General features: G+C 60.4%; 17 protein-coding genes. 5 read left to right on the top strand and 12 right to left on the bottom strand.

The genetic code is table 11. The annotated features are described in order from the left end of the window. Positions 1 to 120 precede the first annotated feature (120 nt). A complete protein-coding gene (locus FJ936_RS29465) occupies positions 121 to 633 on the bottom strand; it encodes a DUF892 family protein (RefSeq protein WP_141907417.1) in 513 nt (170 codons plus the stop codon). A gap of 560 nt (positions 634 to 1193) precedes the next feature. On the opposite strand from FJ936_RS29465, the gene FJ936_RS29460 reads away from it, so the two are divergent. Beyond that, positions 1194 to 1817, top strand: a complete 624-nt coding sequence (locus FJ936_RS29460; RefSeq protein WP_141907416.1) for a chemotaxis protein CheB — start codon at positions 1194 to 1196, stop codon at positions 1815 to 1817. Positions 1818 to 2094: 277 nt separating this feature from the next. Here FJ936_RS29460 and FJ936_RS29455 read toward each other — a convergent pair whose 3' ends face one another. Beyond that, positions 2095 to 2415 (bottom strand): DUF982 domain-containing protein, encoded by a 321-nt coding sequence (locus FJ936_RS29455; protein WP_181763203.1) that lies wholly within the window; start codon positions 2413 to 2415, stop codon positions 2095 to 2097. Between the two features lie 247 nt (positions 2416 to 2662). Next, the gene (locus FJ936_RS29450; RefSeq protein ID WP_140792150.1) at positions 2663 to 3202 is read right to left on the bottom strand and encodes a class I SAM-dependent methyltransferase; all 540 of its coding nucleotides are present in this window, start codon (positions 3200 to 3202) and stop codon (positions 2663 to 2665) included. A gap of 1003 nt (positions 3203 to 4205) precedes the next feature. Here FJ936_RS29450 and FJ936_RS31080 point away from each other — a divergent pair. Then, positions 4206 to 4694: an FAD-dependent monooxygenase gene (locus tag FJ936_RS31080; protein WP_246680596.1), complete on the top strand. Its 489-nt coding sequence runs from the start codon at positions 4206 to 4208 to the stop codon at positions 4692 to 4694. Between the two features lie 195 nt (positions 4695 to 4889). Continuing rightward, the gene (locus FJ936_RS31075; protein WP_246680595.1) at positions 4890 to 5426 is read left to right on the top strand and encodes a hypothetical protein; all 537 of its coding nucleotides are present in this window, start codon (positions 4890 to 4892) and stop codon (positions 5424 to 5426) included. Here the strand turns inward: FJ936_RS31075 and FJ936_RS31070 are convergent. After that, complete coding sequence (locus FJ936_RS31070) at positions 5410 to 5778, bottom strand: hypothetical protein (protein WP_246680594.1); 369 nt, start codon at positions 5776 to 5778, stop codon at positions 5410 to 5412. The two genes, FJ936_RS31075 and FJ936_RS31070, sit on opposite strands and share 17 nt — an antisense overlap. A gap of 309 nt (positions 5779 to 6087) precedes the next feature. Here FJ936_RS31070 and FJ936_RS31065 point away from each other — a divergent pair, with 309 nt between their 5' ends. Further along, positions 6088 to 6663, top strand: coding sequence for a hypothetical protein (locus FJ936_RS31065; RefSeq protein ID WP_246680609.1), 576 nt, complete (start codon positions 6088 to 6090; stop codon positions 6661 to 6663). 60 nt (positions 6664 to 6723) lie between these two features. On the opposite strand, the gene FJ936_RS30660 is transcribed toward FJ936_RS31065, so the two are convergent. Beyond that, positions 6724 to 6861, bottom strand: a complete 138-nt coding sequence (locus tag FJ936_RS30660; protein ID WP_181763202.1) for a hypothetical protein — start codon at positions 6859 to 6861, stop codon at positions 6724 to 6726. 500 nt (positions 6862 to 7361) lie between these two features. Between FJ936_RS30660 and FJ936_RS29420 the strand changes: the two genes are divergently transcribed. Beyond that, on the top strand, positions 7362 to 8207 hold the full coding sequence (locus FJ936_RS29420) for an SDR family NAD(P)-dependent oxidoreductase (RefSeq protein ID WP_141907413.1): 846 nt from the start codon (positions 7362 to 7364) through the stop codon (positions 8205 to 8207). A 327-nt stretch (positions 8208 to 8534) separates the two neighbouring features. On the opposite strand, the gene FJ936_RS29410 is transcribed toward FJ936_RS29420, so the two are convergent. The 7 genes from FJ936_RS29410 to FJ936_RS31060 all read right to left on the bottom strand — a co-directional run bounded on the left by FJ936_RS29410 (position 8535) and on the right by FJ936_RS31060 (position 16586). Next, a complete protein-coding gene (locus FJ936_RS29410; RefSeq protein ID WP_140792156.1) occupies positions 8535 to 8834 on the bottom strand; it encodes a hypothetical protein in 300 nt (99 codons plus the stop codon). Positions 8835 to 8979: 145 nt separating this feature from the next. Beyond that, the gene (locus tag FJ936_RS29405) at positions 8980 to 11094 is read right to left on the bottom strand and encodes an HWE histidine kinase domain-containing protein (RefSeq protein WP_246680593.1); all 2115 of its coding nucleotides are present in this window, start codon (positions 11092 to 11094) and stop codon (positions 8980 to 8982) included. A 193-nt stretch (positions 11095 to 11287) separates the two neighbouring features. Continuing rightward, positions 11288 to 12184: a carbohydrate ABC transporter permease gene (locus tag FJ936_RS29400; protein WP_140792158.1), complete on the bottom strand. Its 897-nt coding sequence runs from the start codon at positions 12182 to 12184 to the stop codon at positions 11288 to 11290. 1 nt (position 12185) lies between these two features. Next, complete coding sequence (locus FJ936_RS29395) at positions 12186 to 13121, bottom strand: sugar ABC transporter permease (RefSeq protein ID WP_140661337.1); 936 nt, start codon at positions 13119 to 13121, stop codon at positions 12186 to 12188. A 190-nt stretch (positions 13122 to 13311) separates the two neighbouring features. Next, positions 13312 to 14640 carry an ABC transporter substrate-binding protein gene (locus tag FJ936_RS29390; RefSeq protein ID WP_140792160.1) on the bottom strand — a complete coding sequence of 443 codons (1329 nt, stop codon included), beginning with the start codon at positions 14638 to 14640 and terminating at the stop codon, positions 13312 to 13314. A gap of 39 nt (positions 14641 to 14679) precedes the next feature. Continuing rightward, complete coding sequence (gene ugpC / locus FJ936_RS29385; RefSeq protein WP_140792162.1) at positions 14680 to 15735, bottom strand: sn-glycerol-3-phosphate ABC transporter ATP-binding protein UgpC; 1056 nt, start codon at positions 15733 to 15735, stop codon at positions 14680 to 14682. Between the two features lie 680 nt (positions 15736 to 16415). After that, positions 16416 to 16586: an SDR family oxidoreductase gene (locus FJ936_RS31060; protein ID WP_246680592.1), complete on the bottom strand. Its 171-nt coding sequence runs from the start codon at positions 16584 to 16586 to the stop codon at positions 16416 to 16418. Positions 16587 to 16760: the final 174 nt, after the last annotated feature.

The following is a 16760-nucleotide window of genomic DNA, read 5'->3' as shown; positions in this document are numbered from 1 at the left end:
CACTGCGGCACATTTGGACGGGCACCGAAAATTGCGTTCTTATCCTCAATGTATGGAAGCCATCCGCCGGCACGGCGACCGTCAGAAGCCTTGCGGATGACAGAGACCGTTGTCTCGTTCCTAAGCCGCCTCGGCAGCGACGTTCACCGCTGACTCGGCGAGCTGCGTGAGGGTTTCGTCGGTGTCCTTTTCCTCGCCAAGGGTAAGCTCAAGAAGCTTAACCGCTTCGGCCATGCCGAGCTCGCTAGCCCAGGTGCGCATCGTACCATAGCGGGAGATCTCATAGTGTTCGACTGCCTGAGCCGCCGCAAGGAGACCAGCATCGAGAGCCGGAGAGCCCTTGTACTCGTCCATGATCTCGGCGCCTTCCTCCGTTATACCCATGATGGCGGCGCAGGTCTTGCCCTGGGGTTTCTTGCCGAGAGCGCCGAATATTTTTTCCAGTCGCGCTACGTGCTCCTGGGTCTGGCCGCGGTGCTTTTCGAAGGCTGCCTTAAGGTCAGGGCTTTGTGCCGCCTTGGCCATCTTGGGAAGTGTTGCCAGGATCTTCTTCTCGGCGAAATAAATGTCCTTCAAAGTGTCGATGAAGAGTTCGTTCAGGCCTTTCGTCGAGGCCTTTTTGGCGGTTGCCATGACTGTCTCCCTTTTTTCACTGCCTCACAAAACGGGGCGGACGAGAAACAAAATTGCGGCAATCCAGTTCCATCGGGATTAGACTAGCGTGCCGAACGGCTTTTGCCGGCTGCGCGCGCAGATCCGGGCATCAACGGCAAGGAGCCGAGTTGAATGCGCCTGGCGTTAGCCGGCGCCCGTTCGCGGGAGGGCATCTGGAGAGCCTTTGGGTGCGAAGCGCCATCACCAGCCAGGTGAACCCCGAGCGCGTAGATACCAACGCGAGCCATGCAGCCGATAGCGAACACAATCGCCGATCGGCCGGTTCACAACAGACCCCGGCCAGTCAAGTACAGACCGTCTCACACCGCAATATGATGCCGCGTGCACCATGTAGTCTGTCCGACGCCCGATGGACCGCGCCTTCTGCCGGGTACGGCCCCCTCCGTACCCATTTAGGATGACCGGAGGTCCGGCTCGGTGGTGCTCATTGAGGGACCGCTGGGGGAGAAATATTGTGCTATCGCGAATGCTTTGAGGTTATCCTCGCGAAGTTGGTGCGAACCTGTTAGCCCTAGTCGATGCATATCGCGCACGCTCAGCACGAACATGGCCCTTTCTTCGTCGCTATCGGCGCATCTGGATCGGATGGCCTCAGCGACATCAAAGCCCTCCTTAGCAACCTGCCCAATGACCTGCAGGCCATCGTCCTCGTAGTCTTGCATCGGCCCAGCGATAAAGTGAGTCACCTGAGAGAGGTTTTGAGTAAGAGGTCACTAATGCCGGTTATGGTCGCCGATGAAGATGACGTCTTCCACGTCGGACGCTGCTACATCGGCCAGCCAGACGCGCACCTGTCATTAGCCGCTAGAAGCAATGTGAAACTTGTTGAGGGCGCTGGACACATACATCGCGGGCAGACCGTCAACATCCTCTTCAATTCTGTGGCCGTTCACGCCAAGACGTGCGCAATCGGCATCGTGTTATCGGGCTCGCTGAGTGATGGCTCACGTGGACTTGCCGCAATAGCCCACGCCGGCGGTGCAACGATGGTCCTTACCGAGGCCGGCGAGATCAAAGCCGGGATGCCGATGAACGCGGCAATGTATGATGGGCCGCTCGACTTCACCGGTTCTGCCGATCAGATCGCCGGTGAGGTCATCCGAAGAGTGCGGCGAGCTCAGCCCCAGCCACTAATTGTTTAGATCCAAGACGAGGGGCAATTGAACCTGATATTTCGGCTGGTTCGACGGTCGGCAGCTCGCGTGCTGCTGGTCAGGGTCCCCGAGACCCGGCCGGGCTCGCTTTCCCGCCAGTGAGGGGGCCGACTGGCGATCGGCCAAGGCGGCCGGCGCGTATGCTGGGTTTGGACCAGCGCAGCGCACTCCGAGGTCCTTCGCGCTGCTGGCCAAGGGCAAACTTGGTCGGCCCGCGCTTTTTTTGAGGGGCGCGGGCTTCCAGGTCGCAGGACGCGCTTGTTGGTTAAATCGAGCGCGGCATGCGATCCTGGGCATAGATGGAGCGTGCCAGCACGTCTAGGCGCTTCAGGGCCTCACTCGGTTGATCTGAAACAATCATGTCCTGATCTCTTGCGGCTTTGACAAAGGCTGCGAAAGCGATGGATTGCCGGCAGGTTCCTGCCTGAGCCTCCTCCAGCAAACGCAGTGCCTGTCGAAAGGAATGCAAGTGCTTGTTCTTCCATGCGGCCGCATCCATTGCCGCTCGGGCTTCGACCACTGACTGGATGGCCGTCGCCGCTTGGAGGTTCGTAAACCTAATCTTCACAGGCAGGAAAGCACTCAAGTCAGACCCTCCTCCTCGACGGTGATAAGGCCTTCCAAACTTTTCAGGCTGAAATTGGTTGCAGTAGCCGCTCCTTTTGTGCAGAACGGGTCTTGCTCGTCGCGATTTGGTGATCGCAGCGGCGCGGCTTTTTTACTTGCGCCAGGTGCCGGTGGTGCGTGCTTCGGGGCGGGTGAGCGACTTCCTACGCGCCTGCATTCAACCCTTTTGCCTAGGCGATTTCCCACCGGCTCCTTGGCGCGTTCAATCAGCTTCGTATGGCTGTCGCGACGATCCTTGCCGTTTCCGAGGTCGGTCTGCGAATCTCGAATTCCTTGAACCCGGCATTTCGTAGCGCAGCAATTACGTCATCTGGGTCGCGCGGAGTAAAGATATCCGCCGGCATGTTCAGCCGGTCCATATGGACCTTCGGGAGGAAGCCCAACACGATGCGCCCGCCTGGCACCAAAACGCGCGCAAGCTCCGCTGATCCAGCTTCAAGGCTTTGCCAAAAGTATACCGTATGAACGCTTAGTGTCTTGTCGAATGTCGAATCCCGCAACGGCAGTTTTTCTACTGTACCGACGTGGAACTCGGCTCGTCCGGCGCTCACAGCATCGGCAAACCGGCGACGGGCGGTTTTTACCACGTCTTGAGAGCGATCAACACCGCAGACCAATGTTGCGCCACGGAGAAGTCGAGGCAGTGCTGTGCCGCCCCCGAACCCGACCTCTAAAACTCGATCTTCTGGCACCAACTGAAGTTGATCGAGAGCGTAGCTGTTCAGCCTTGCGTTGCCGCGATTCATTCCTGCGCGGACAAGCCAGCCGCCGATCCCCGACGGCCAAGAGAGCTGCTTAGCGATGAACCTTGGCGCCAATAGATTCTACCCCCGGTGACGATCATAGAACGGTTCGCCGGGGACGAGCAACCGTCGACGAGCTTCGGGAGGACTTCGGTGCCGTGCTAGTGGTTACGTGTGAGCCTGTTCTCAGTCGTATCAACGAACTGATTTAGAGGGCGCAGCAATGGCAGCTTCGATGCAGAACATTGGAAACTTACCGCCAGCCTCCAGGCATTCTCGAAGGCTTGAGGAATTGCGAGATTCTGCCGCTGAAATCCGGAAGCGACATGTCGACGTTAAAATTTCGGGACTTGAGGCTGCGAAAGAGCTCGACAATCTGGGTAAACATACTCGAGCTTCCTAGAACGGTTGCTCGATATCTAGCAACCGACCCTGCCACCGCTCACACTCCAGAACCTGCCCGCTACCAAGACCTCTCCGGTGGCGGGCCCTTTTTTGAGCCCCACAGAATTAGAACCGGTGTTGCCGTTGGCTTCTTGTGGGCTGCGGAACATCTGGCTGCGACCATGGTTCGGGAGCTGGCCGCACCACTCCCGCGGCCTTCCCAAGTGGCTTGCCCGCTGGCTTCGGTCAGCGGGCTCTTTCATGCCCGGAACATTGTCCCGTAGGGGAGGTTAACCATACGGTGGTCGATTCCCTCTGGGATGTAGCCACTCCATAAGGAGGCCCGTCGCAGGAGCGCGCGCGGCGGGCTTTCCTCATGCTGTTTCACTACGGCACGGATCCACGGCACCGAATTTGCATCCCATGCTCCGCCAAGGCCACCAACGCCCGAGCAGTCGCTTTTACTCATCTCCAGGGACGCCCGCCGCTGCCGTGAATGGGGCGGCGGGCAAATGAGGGCGGTCCGTTAACAGAAACATTAGTCACCGCTGATATCCCAATCAGGCAGTTGAGGTGACGAGCGGTCGGAAAGACACCCGGGGACATCACCCGACGAGGCACGATGAATAGGCAGAACTACTCTGAACCGTTTGCCGAACACGCCGGGGCGACATCAGTCGATGTGGCCATTGTCGGCGCCGGACTGGCCGGCACCACCCTGGCAACGGTGTTAGGCAAAGCCGGGCGCAAGGTCGCGCTCATTGATCCGCACCCCGTACACCACGACGAGTTCCGGGCAGAGAAGACCCGCTTGGAGCAGATGCAGTTGTTCGACGAGCTAGGGCTCGGCCCTGTCATAAAAACCCTGGTCACCCCGACAAACGAAATCCAGGTCTTCCGCTTCGGACAGCTCTTTGAGCGTAAGGAGAACGCCGAGTTCGGATTCTCCTACGGTCCGCTGGTGAACGGCCTGCGCGAGGCCCTGCCGCCACAGGTGCTTCTGATGGTCGGGAAGGTTGCGGAGGTCTCTACCGCGCCGGACTGGCAGCGCCTTGTGCTCACGGACGGCACCACTATCGCTGCCCGGTTGCTGGTGGTCGCTACCGGTTAGAGCGAGGCGATACGGCGCGCCATCGGTGTGGAGCGCGTTGAGCTATCGAAGGCGCATTCACTGGCGATCGGGTTCGACCTTGCGGTCTCGCCCCAGCAATTCGGCCCTCGCTCGCTGACCTTCTATCCTCGGAGAGTTAGAGACCGCATTCCCTTTTTGACCGTGTTCCGAATAGGCAACCGGATGCGGGCAAACATGTTTGTCTACAGAACTGTTGCTGATCCGTGGACCCAAGCATTCCGCGCGAGTCCGCAACAAATGCTTCTCCAGTTGATGCCCGAGATTGCTGCTCATTGCGGCAACTTCGCTATCGCTAGCCCGGTCGAGCTGAGGCAGGTCAGCCTGACGGCCACGAGCGGACACCGGCGCAATGGTGTCGTCTTCATCGGCGACGCGTTCTCCACGACATGCCCGGCGCAAGGAGACGGCATCCATCGGGTGCTTACTGACGTCGATCGCCTGTGTTCGACGTACATTCCGCCTTGGTTCGCCACACCGGGGATGGGATCAGAAAAGATTTCTGCTTTTTACGATGACCCGATCAAGATTGCCGCGGACGAAAAGGCGATGCGTTCAAGCCTCTATGCCAAGGCGATCGCCACCGAGACGGCATTGGAATGGCGCATCCGCCGGCTGCGCAACAACACCGCTCGCAAACTGATGATCATCGGGCGCAAAACGCACCGTTTGGGACAGCGGCGGCCAGCGGCCGGTATTAGCGAGGTGACCTAAACCAGTCGGCAAGCCCCCTCGCGACCGCGCCGGCGGAGCGAGGCGTTCTGGCTTCTGGCTGGCGGCACTCGTGGTTAGCCGTTCTGCGCTTATCCTTTGCAGGCCGCTGCCACGACACATCAGGGGCATAGAATAGTTTCACCGGCTGATCCACGTCCGAGATTTTGCCGTTCGTGAGGTGCGTCTCGATCTTGCTGAGCGCCTTCCGAATGACATCGACCGCCTGCTGGTTGATGGCGAAATCGAAATTACCTTTCGCCGTCTCGAAAATCAGGACGCCGATCTTGGTTTCGTCGTCCCCCAGCATGCCCATGCCGATGCCTGTGGGCATATACGGTGACTCATCTGCCATGGGTTTCCTCCTTCAGAGATAGCGTTCGCCGTCGCCTCGGTGTTCGAAACAGAACCAATGCGGGTCCTGGCGAGGCCGAGCAAAGCCAAAGCCTCCGTGCTTCGCGCAGCCGGTGTGCTCGCACATATGCCCTAGCACTCTGGCGCGCTCGCGCGGCGCCGGCGTTATGCCGTCGGGAGGCCTGATTGGTTCGTCGCTCATCTGCTGAAACAGTCCATAAGGCCGCTTGACGGGCAAGGAATTTGTTCCTCTTCTGTTCTCGTGGCGCATGATCCGATCGAAAAGCTGGGGACGGCGACCCGGCACAACATGCTTGTGAACGGCGTTGATCCTCCGAAGCTGAAATTCGATTGCAACCGGTGCAAGCCCTCGGTCGAGATTACGCTCCTCGAGGTCCATCCCGACCACCTTCCCAAGAGGCTGATGATCCACAAGCCGATGAAGGTGGACGGCAAGATCACCCTGGTACACCGAAAGCTTTCGGGGATGAGCGAGCGCCTGAGGGTCCGTCTCGCGTATCATCGCGGCTGGCAGGTCGTCGACGGCAGCACCATCGTGGACACCTTTGCGACTAAGGAAGACGCGTTCTGCTGCCTGGTCGACCGCGGCGGTCGCGTACTTCTGGCGTGGCGGCGAACAATCCTAGGCGGTCAATCAAAGCCGTGTGATTTCTCAGCGGAATTCCAGACTGACAACGCCGGCCGTATTATGAAGGAATTCCAAGGGCCGTCGGCTGGCCGATGGTTCTGGTTTAGTGGCTCCTCGAGCGGGAGCGTTGAGACCAAGAATGAAGCCGTGTTCTGTGTTGAGCGCCTACACCCGCAAGGTCGCCGGGGCGGATTTGCCGCGCTAGATCCAGCCCATCGCCCAGGCACCCCACCATGACGGCGCCGGCGCGTTGGTCGACAACACGGCCGTCAAGGCCCTCGCCGCCGCGATCGAGGGCTACACCTTGGAAGCATCGCCCATCGTGTTGAAGCCGAGAAACAGCGACAGGTCGGCTACCGCATCATCGAGGTCGCCAACCGCGCAGCCGATGAGATTGCCGAGCTGCGCCGCGAGATCGGCGACTTGGCCAAGCAAGTGGCTCGGGGGAAGTGACGCCGCGCCCGTGTTCCGGTGAGACCTATCCCGACTGAGATGGTGCGGACGCGGCACCTCGCCTGAGCTTGACCCGACCGAGTAATGCCCCCATCACCCGCTCGAACCGCACCGCGCCCTCGTGGTGGCTACCATACTCTTGACGCTCGGAATATGTTCGCATGGTAAAATGCCGGTGAACGATGACCGCAACCGCCAGACGGCCGTCCGTTTATCTATGCTGGTTGATCCCAGCGCACTCCTGCACCTGCCCGCTACCAAGACCTCTCCGGTGGCGGGCCCTTTTTGGGCCCCCACCAGAACCATCAGAATATGAGCCGGTGTTCGCCGTAGGCTTATCGAGGATGCGTTGGGCCTCCTCACGGGTGAGGCCGCACTTCGATCTCGTCGCAATCGGTAGCTGTTAACAGGCTTTAGAACGTCTGTAATATTCTGCACTGCAAGACAGGGCAGAGCGATGATCCTATTTGGAGAACGGTGAGATGCGTTTTGAAGACAAGGTCGTAATCGTCACTGGGGGCAATTCCGGAATCGGACGTGGAATAGCGCGGTACTTCGCCAACGAAGGGGCCAGACTTGCTCTTGTCGGTCGTGACGGCACCAAGGGCTCGGAAGTGGAATCGGAGATCGCGTCTGCCGGGGGCAGAGCTAAGTTCTTTCAATGTGATCTGGCAAGCGAAGCGGCAGCGGCGGAAATGGTGGACAAGGTTGCTCAATGGGGCAGCCTGGACGTCGTCGTCAACAATGCCGGGGTCGGCTCCCGCAGGTCAGGCATCGAGGGTGATGAATCGCCGGGTCAGCGCTGGTCGAAGTTGCGCGGCCCCAATCTCGATTCGACCTACTTCGTCTCCTCCTACGCGCTTCCGGTGATGCGCGACTGCGGCGGTGGGTCGATCGTAAACATCTCGTCGACGGCCACACTGCACGGAAACTGGGGGCTGTACGGTGTTGCGAAGGCGGGAGTGGAGGCGCTCACACGCTCGCTGGCGGTGGAAGGTGCGCTATTCGGAATTCGGGCAAATTGTGTCAGCCCCGGCTGGATCGCCACAGAGCTCGATGAAAAAGAACCTGCGTCGAGCACGAACTCCTCGGGCGAATGGGAAGTCCCGCCGGGTGTCTTCAACCGCATGGGAACCCCTAGCGAGATTGCTGCAGCGGTGGCCTTCCTCGCAAGTGATGAAGCATCCTTCATCACCGGCCAGACGCTTGTGGTCGATGGCGGATTGTCGATCCTCGATTACACGTCCTTGTCGCTGCTCAAGACGCGCGGTCCTGCGCTGTTTTCGGGAAAATTGGCAGACACGTCCAACCAGCAAGGACCAAACTAAGAAAGTTGAAACCGCCCATCACCCGTGCGGCGAAAGATGGATTGGTTTTGCCAGTCTCACTGTTGCGCTCTCCGCCACCACAGGCGCGTCGCCGCTGGCGTGACATGCGAGCCTAATGAGTTGATGGCGAGGACCCATGAACCCGGTGCTCCTGGCGCCGGCCGATTACATGCGCCGGCTTGGCCCAGACCCGTCTGCGTGAAGCCATTCAGCTCTGAACTGATGAAGATATCACCGATCGACAGCAAGGTCGGATCGCCGCGTCACAACACGCCCGACATCATCGACGAGATCGGCGTGGGGCCGAGCGACCTTTTCGATGTCTGATCAGTCGACCAATTCCAGTAAAAGATAGTTTCCTGGCACGGCATCGGCCGGCCAATCGGCGCAACACGCTTCAATCGCAGCCTTGTTTGCCTGCATCCACAAGCTCGCCGCCTCATCCTCGTCTTCATCCGGCTCCATGTCATCGCGAAAACTGGCGTCGTCCCAGCCTTCCAGCGCGAACATTCCATCCGCTCCCTGTTCAGGCGATATCCCCGCCGCGGCAAAGACCGCGCTTGCTGCGTCGATGCCGCGCTGCTTCTCTTCCGGGGAAGCTCCTTTGATTTCCAGCCGAAGCCTCATGGCGCGCCTCCTGTGGCTATCTTGCCGACAGTGAACAAAATGGGAACGCATGTGTCAAGAGACTCCTGATCAGAGAGGAATATGGTCCCTCTCCGAAAGCACTGTGCTCGGGCCTACCCCGCGGCGAGAGCTTCGCTGGAGATTTCTACGATTCCCCTCCAGGGGTGTCGTCACTGTCTACCGCGGGATTGACCTCAGACGCGGAATTCACGCGCATGGTGCAGACCAGTCCCGATTTCTGAAACTTCAGAGTGACGCGCCCTGACGTGCCGGACGCAAACACGCGCTCGAGGAGCTGCGTGCCGAAGCCCTTTCGCTCGACCGGTTCAACAGGCGGACCTCCCCGTTCGCGCCATTCCAGATTGAGCCAGCGATGCTGTTTTTGCCCGAGGAGCCTCCACTGAATCGACACCGTGCCGGTCTCGTTCGACAGTGCTCCATACTTGAGCGCATTCGTCGTAAGCTCATGAAAAGCCAGAGCGGCCGAAAGAGCGACGTTCGGCGGTAGCCAGACCGACTCGCCGCTAATCTTGAAGCGGTCGATCGGCGCGTGTGAGCTGACCGATGTGGCAACCAGATCCTTGACGTCGGCGCCACTCCAGTTCTGCTGGATAAGCAGGTCGTTGGCCCGGGCCAGCGAGACGAGACGGCTGGAGAGCGTGCGTCCTGCTTCAGGCAAACTTGTGGCGTTGCGCAGTGTCTGGGAGGCAATGGACTGAACCACGGCAAGGATATTCTTCACGCGATGGTTCAGCTCGTTGGTCAACAATTTGAGCTGCTCCTCGCCGCGTTTGCGTTCTGTGATGTCGAGACTGATTTGTACGGCCCCTATGATGCGGCCACCGGGGTTGCGAATTGGACGTGCGCTGGAAAGTAGAAAGCGCTCCACACCTGACGGCAGCGTGTAGGCGAACTCTTCATGATCCGTCAGCTGCCCGCGCATGGCGCGGCTAAGAGGGCGGTCTTCGCGGCTCACTATGTGCCCGTCCTTGACGGCCACGGTCTCGATGACGAGGTCGGGTCTGCCGAAGGATTTGTGCGCGTCGGTTGGCAAGCCCATGAGTTCGGCCGCGAAGCGGTTGCGGATAACCTGAAGAGCCTTCGGATCATAGGTAAACCAGACTGCCGCCGGCGCTGTCTCCAACACCGCCTCCAACTCGTAGCGCCGTTCGGCGATCGCCCGCTCTGCATCCACCATCGCCTGGGCGATGCCAGCGAACTCCGTAACCGAGGTCGACAGGGGTTCGACGCTGCGACCATGACCCAGCGCTTCGGCCCGTGTCGCCAGTTCAGCGGTGGCCTGGGTAAATCTCTTGCCGACGAAATACCCCAGAGCAACGGAAACAACAAGCGAAAGAAGACCTATCCCGGAGATCGCGGCAAGCGAGCGCCAGAGCGGCGCCTGCGCTGCTGAAAGCGGCACGTTTGCGGTGTAGAACCAATCAGAGTGCGGAGACCTGTAGTAGCCTGCCAGCAGCGTCGCCCCTTCGAAGTTGCGGGACGTGAATGAGCCCGAGCGCCCAACTATCTTTTCCACGTATTCGGGCAATCCGGGCTTTCCGGTCCATTCGTCGTGCAACTTGGAACGGGCAACGTAATTTCCGTCGCGATCTCCCACACCCACCGTCCATCCTTCCGGGACGGCCCGCATCAAAACATCGCGGATCCGGGCAGTCGGTACAGAAAGTGCAAGAAGCAGGTCCTCCCCCTTAGGAGCGGGCACCCGAATGGCAACAGCCACGCGGTATTCGCCTGAGCTTTTGTCGGTGAAGACATCGCTGACGAAAACTCCGGAATGGTTGAGTTTCTCGCGGTCGACAGCTCCTATCGGTGCGACCGACGGCAAGGCGGCACCGTATCCGATTTCAGTGTTCATCAGCTGATTGCGGCCAAGATCACGCAGGATGATCGTCCGGTCCGTCCCGTGGACAAGATCGAGCGCCTCGCGGTGGAAGCCTTTCAGATCGCCACTGGCGAGCGCGGGGGATTTGGAAAGGCCGTCGAGGATGGTTTGGAGATTTGCCAGCTCGCCCTCTACAACAAGCGACACCTGGCGAGCCGTTTGCACGGCGTCCTGCTCAAAACGATATCGTTCCTGCAGTGCATATTGGCCTAGCAAATAGCCGGCAAACAGCCACACCGGGACAACTGCGGCGGCGATCAATCCAAGCAGATGCGATCGAACTGATCGACGAGGCAAGTCCATATCCCGTGCCGGCTCAGGAACGCTCAACCATAATCGGCGGACCAGGAACAGCAAGCGTTAGTTCAAGCGAATATAATGCTTCCCTCAGCTCGTCGCGGGAACCACAAGGATGGAAGCATCACGTGGTGCGGCATAGCGCCAGCGCTCCCCGCTCCAGCCACAGCCGTCCCCTTCGCGACCGCTGTGACGTAAACTCGGTGCGGTGGCGCACGCCATAAGGAGCCACGCCGCCGGCTACTGCCGTGGGCTACTCTTTGATCGCGCCGGTCATTGACGACACGTAGTGCTCGACGAAGAAGGAATAAAGGATCACCACCGGCAGCGAGCCGATCAGGGCGCCGGCCATGAGCGAACCCCATTCGTAAACGTCGGAGCGGACGAGCTCGGTCAGCACGCCCACCGGCACGGTTTTGTTCTCGGACGACTGGATGAAGGTGAGGGCGTAGATGAACTCATTCCACGACAGCGTGAAGGCGAAGATACCCGCGCTGATCAGCCCTGGCACCGACAGCGGCAGCACGATCTTGGTCAGCACTTGCCAGCGGCTGGCGCCATCGATGAGGGCGCACTCCTCCAGTTCGAAGGGAATGGAACGGAAATAGCCCATCAGCAACCAGGTGCAGAAGGGCACCAGGAAAGTCGGATAGGTCAGGATCAGGGCAAAGGGCGTGTCATAAAGCCCGAGATTGAACACCATTACCGACAGCGGAATGAACAGGATGGATGGTGGGACGAGATAGGCGAGGAACACGGCCAGCCCGACCTGGCGCGAGCCGGAAAAGCGCAGACGCTCGATCGCGTACGCAGCCAAGACTGCAGCGATCAGCGACAGCACGGTAGCGGCGACCGAAATAATCGTCGTGTTGAGTAGCCAGCCGGGATAGGAGGTCTCGAAAAGCAGGTAGCGGATGTTCTGCAAGGTCGGGTGGACTACCCAGAACGGGCTCGATGTGTCGTAACTGGTCATTTCCGCGTTGGGTTTGATCGCGGTGATCGTCATCCAGTAGAAGGGAAAGAGCAGCACGATGACGAAAATGGCCAACGGGACATAGATCGTCACCACGCGACGCGGCATGCTTTGCAGATAGGTCATGCCACCTTCGTCGCCGCCGGCTGCATTTGCCTTGGGTTCGATCAGAGCCATCTCAATCTCCGCCGCCTTGCTGCCACCTGCGTCGCTGCAGGCCGAAATAGCTGAACAGGATCGCGCCCAGCAGGAACGGGATCATCGCCACCGCGATGGCTGCGCCTTCGCCGAGCTGCCCGCCCGAAATGCCACGTTGGAAAGAAAGCGTCGCCATGAGATGTGTGGCGTTCACCGGGCCGCCGCGCGTCAGCACATAGATAAGCTGGAAATCGGTGAAGGTGAACAGCACCGAAAAGGTCATGGTGATGGCGATGATCGGCGTCAGCAGCGGCAAGGTGACATAGCGAAACAGCTGCCATCGACCGGCGCCGTCCAGCGTGGCGGCTTCGTAGAGTGATTGCGGGATCGTCTGCAGGCCGGCAAGCAGCGTTATGGCGACGAAGGGAATGCCGCGCCAGACATTAGCGGCGATCACCGAAGCGCGCGCGTTTTGCGGATCGCCAAGAAAGTTGATGTTGTGGTCGATGAGGCCCATCTGCTTGAGAGCCCAGGAGATGATCGAGAATTGCGAATCGTAGATCCACCAGAAGGCGATCGCCGACAGCACCGTCGGCACCACCCAGGGAAGAAGCACCACGGCGCGGAAAAAGGATTTGAACGGCAGGTTCTCATTCAGCAGCAACGCCAGCCAAAGGCCGAGGGCGAACTTCAGGATAGACGCGCTCACTGTGTAGAGAAGCGTGTTGAACACGGACAGCCAGAACACGCTGTCGTCCCAGAGGTATTCATAATTCTCCAGGCCGATGAAGACGCCCGGCCTGCCGATGCGGGCGTCGGTAAAGCCGAGCCAGACGCCGAGCCCCAGCGGATAGGTGAGAAAGACCAGCAGCAGCACCACTGTCGGCAGCATAAAGCCAAAGCTGAGCAGCCCACGGCTTTCGGCAATGCGCGACAAGAAGGAGGGGCGGGGCGGGGCGGCGGTTGTCACGGCCATGAAAAGGCTCCTGTGGCGGGTATCGAGTGGCACCAGTCCTTCGACTTTCGTGGACTGCTGGCGCGCGGGCCCATTCGTCCGCGCTCTCTCCTTGTGGGCGCGTGCCTTTCGGCGGCACGTCGCGACGCCGCTGGGGCGACCGGAAAAACAACAGGCGTCTTCCCCCCTCGAATGGAAGAAGACGTCCAGACTACACCCGGTAATACCTGTTGGCGCGCTTTTCGGCCTCTTCCATTGCCTCCTGCGGTGTCGCCCGACCAGTCACCGCCTTGGCGAACATGTCGACCAGCACGTAGTCGGCCATGGTCGCTGCGGACGCGTAGCCGAGCGGCCCTGCATAGCCGTTGTTGCGCAGCGTCGCTGACGCCTTGGCATAGGGCGCATAGTTTGGATCGGCCTTCCAGATCGGATTGTCGTCGTAGGCCTTCAAAGTCTGGCAGCAATAGCCGGAAGAGCCCTTGATCCATTCCGACATCTGCGGTTCCTCGAACATGAACTGCAGATAGGCCTTGGCCGCGTTCGGATAGGGCGTGTAGTTGAAGATCACCGCCGAGGTGACTTGGTAAAGCTCTACCGCCTTGCCGATCGGACCGATCGGCAAGCTGGCCGTGCGGATGTCCTTGGCCATTTCAGCCAGCTTGGGATCCTTGTCCTTGTTGATCCGGGCTGTTTCATAGGCCGAGATACCGTTGGCGATGACCGACAGCTCGCCGGCCAGGAAGGCACGATTGTTGTTCACGTCGAGCCAGCTTTCGGTGCCAGGGATGAAGGTCTTGTAGAGGGCCTGGGCATATTTGATCGCCTTCAGCGTCTCGGGACTGTTGATCACCACCTTGCTGTTCTCGTCGACCATCTGGCCGCCATGGCTCCATAAGAGCCAGTGGGCGTAGTTGTTGCCGTCGCCGACGCCGTGGCCATGGGTGAAGCCGGCGGGGTGGCCTTTGGCTTGCAGAGCCTTGCACAATTCGAGGAAGCTGTCGGTGTCCTTCGGGAACTCGGAAAAGCCGGCCTCCTTGACCCAGCTCTCGCGGTAGACGATCGCGTTTCCTATGGTCGCCAGCGGCAGCCCGATGAACTTGCCGTCCTTGGTGGCGTAGCTCTTTGGGCCCTCGTGCCAGCCGCCATATTTCTTGCCCAGATAATCTCCGAGATCGGTCACAGCGAGGAGCTTGTCGGGATATTGGAACGGATCGTCGAACCAGACGAACATCAGGTCGGGACCCGAGCCGACATTGGCGGCGACCGCCGCCTTGGGACGAATGTCCTCCCAGCTCTCCTTGTCGACGCGCACCTCGACACCGGTGGCGTCGGTGAATTTCTTCGTCTGCGCCAGCCAGGCGTTCTCATCGCCCTGGACGAATGGTGACCAGCGAAGGAGCCTGAGCTTGGCGCCCTTTTCGGGCGTGAATTTCGGCCCATCCTGGGCAAGAGCTGGCGTGCCAAGCAGCCGGCTACCGATTGCCCCGGCCGCCGCAGCACCGGCACTGGTGCGGATCACGTCTCTTCTGGTGTATCTCATGGCCATTTCCTCCTGTTTGATTGGCTGACCTCGGCATGTTCAAAGCCGGCGACCCGTATCTGCGTCAAAGAGATGGACCAGGCCTGGCTCGGCGGCGAGCCTGACAGTTTGGCCCGGCTGGAACGGGTGGCGCTCCCGAAAATTCGCGACGATCTCTTCGCCACCAGGCGCGCGGCCGATGATCTGCAACTCCGACCCGGTCGGTTCGATGACGGAGATGGTGACGGGAAAGCCTTGGTCGCAGAGGCGCAGATGCTCTGGCCGGATGCCAAGCACTACTGGACCTCCACTCAGGCCTTTCGGCGTCCGCGGCAAGTGTACGGCGACGCCGCCGCTGCCTTCAAAGCCACTGGCACCAATGCGCCCTGTCAGCATGTTCATGGCTGGAGAGCCGATGAACATCGCGACGAAAAGATTGTCCGGGCGGTCATAAAGATCGAGCGGGCGCCCGATCTGCTCCACATTGCCGTCATGCATGACGACGATCTTGTCGGCCATCGTCATCGCCTCGATCTGGTCGTGAGTGACATAGACAGTCGTGGTCTTCAGGCGCTGGTGCAGTTCCTTGATCTCAGCGCGCATCTGTACGCGCAGCTTGGCATCGAGATTGGAGAGGGGCTCGTCAAACAAGAACACCTGCGGGTCGCGAACGATCGCCCGGCCCATCGCCACGCGCTGCCGCTGCCCGCCCGAAAGCTGCCGGGGATAGCGCGACAGAAGCGGCGTGAGGTTGAGAATTTCCGCGGCACGTGCAACCTTGGCATCGCTCTCCTGCTTCGAGGCACGCTTCAACATCAGGGAGAACGCCATATTCTCTCGCACCGTCATATGTGGATAGAGCGCATAGTTCTGGAACACCATGGCAATGTCGCGCTCCTTGGGGGCGACCGCGTTGACAACGCGCCCACCAATGGCGATCTCGCCGCGCGTGATGCCCTCTAGCCCCGCGATCATGCGCAACAGCGTCGACTTCCCACAGCCCGACGGGCCGACGAGCGTGACGAACTCGCCATCTTCTATGTCGATGCCGACGCCATGGAGAATCTCGGCGGCGCCGAAGGACTTATAGACATCGCGGATCGCAACGGACGCCATCGATTACCTCCCGGGCGATGAGACGCCTGCAGGAAGACGTCCACTTTACATACGCAGCTTCCGGTCTTGCCGCGCCCCTCCATCTGAAGTGGTAGCGCTACCAGCAGTGCGTGTAAAGCACGGCCGGATCTCCCCCGGACTGAGTGATCTAGATCGGGTTTCCAATATTTCGAGAGGCACTCGGTCGGCCGCTCGGGACAGCGCAGGATTCCATCGGACATCGCGGTCTCACCTTGTGCACTCCGATTCTCCAAGTATCGCGGAACGAGGCGGCGGCTAGGGGCGGCACCCTCAACGGCAATCGAATGGCCGCTGATGGTCGGCGACAAGTTGGTTCGGCCGGCGAGACTCCTAACGAGGGCGCTCGCGGTCGACTGCAGAGCCCGGTCGTCCTCATCCATGCCGCCCGTCGCGCCTCTCGTGATCGCCTTCGCCGCATTGGTCCGCATCGCCGCCGCTGTCCGGAGATGCCCGCCGGAGCGCTCGCGCGGTGGAATCGGGGCCGTCCAGCCTGATGCAAAATTCTCGAGCCTTTCTCCAGCCGAACCAGTGGCAATGTGATTGTCTTCGAGCCCCCGAGCGCGGGACCGTTCCCTGCCGACGCGCGCGCTGTCGACGCCGGTGCGGGTGATCCATGCGCGACTTGGCCTTCGCAGTGCCGCAGCAAACCGCTTGCACGTCTAGAGCCGTGCCAACCGGCCGCCATCCACGTTGAGCGCCGCGCCGTTGGCAAAGGCGGCGTCGTCTGAAGCCAGGAAAGCGGCGGCCGCGGCAATCTGCTCCGGCTTGCCGACATCTTCCGGGCTGATGGATTCGACGCCTGACTTGATGTTCGGATTTTCCCAAAGCATCGGTGTCGATGGCCCCAGGCAGGATAGCATTGGCGCGTATGCCACGCGCCCGGCCTTCGATCGCAGTGGACCGGGTGAGCGACAGTAGCGTTGCTTTCGCCGCTGCGTAGGGGGCGACATGCGGCGTCGTTTCAAGCGCGTGCACGCTCGAGATGTTCACGATCGACCCGCCTA

The sequence above is a fragment of the Mesorhizobium sp. B2-4-13 genome (assembly GCF_006658535.1).
GTDB lineage: Bacteria > Pseudomonadota > Alphaproteobacteria > Rhizobiales > Rhizobiaceae > Mesorhizobium > Mesorhizobium australicum.
The sequence above is the reverse complement of the archived record's forward strand: the minus strand, read 5'-3'. Positions and strand labels throughout refer to the sequence as shown.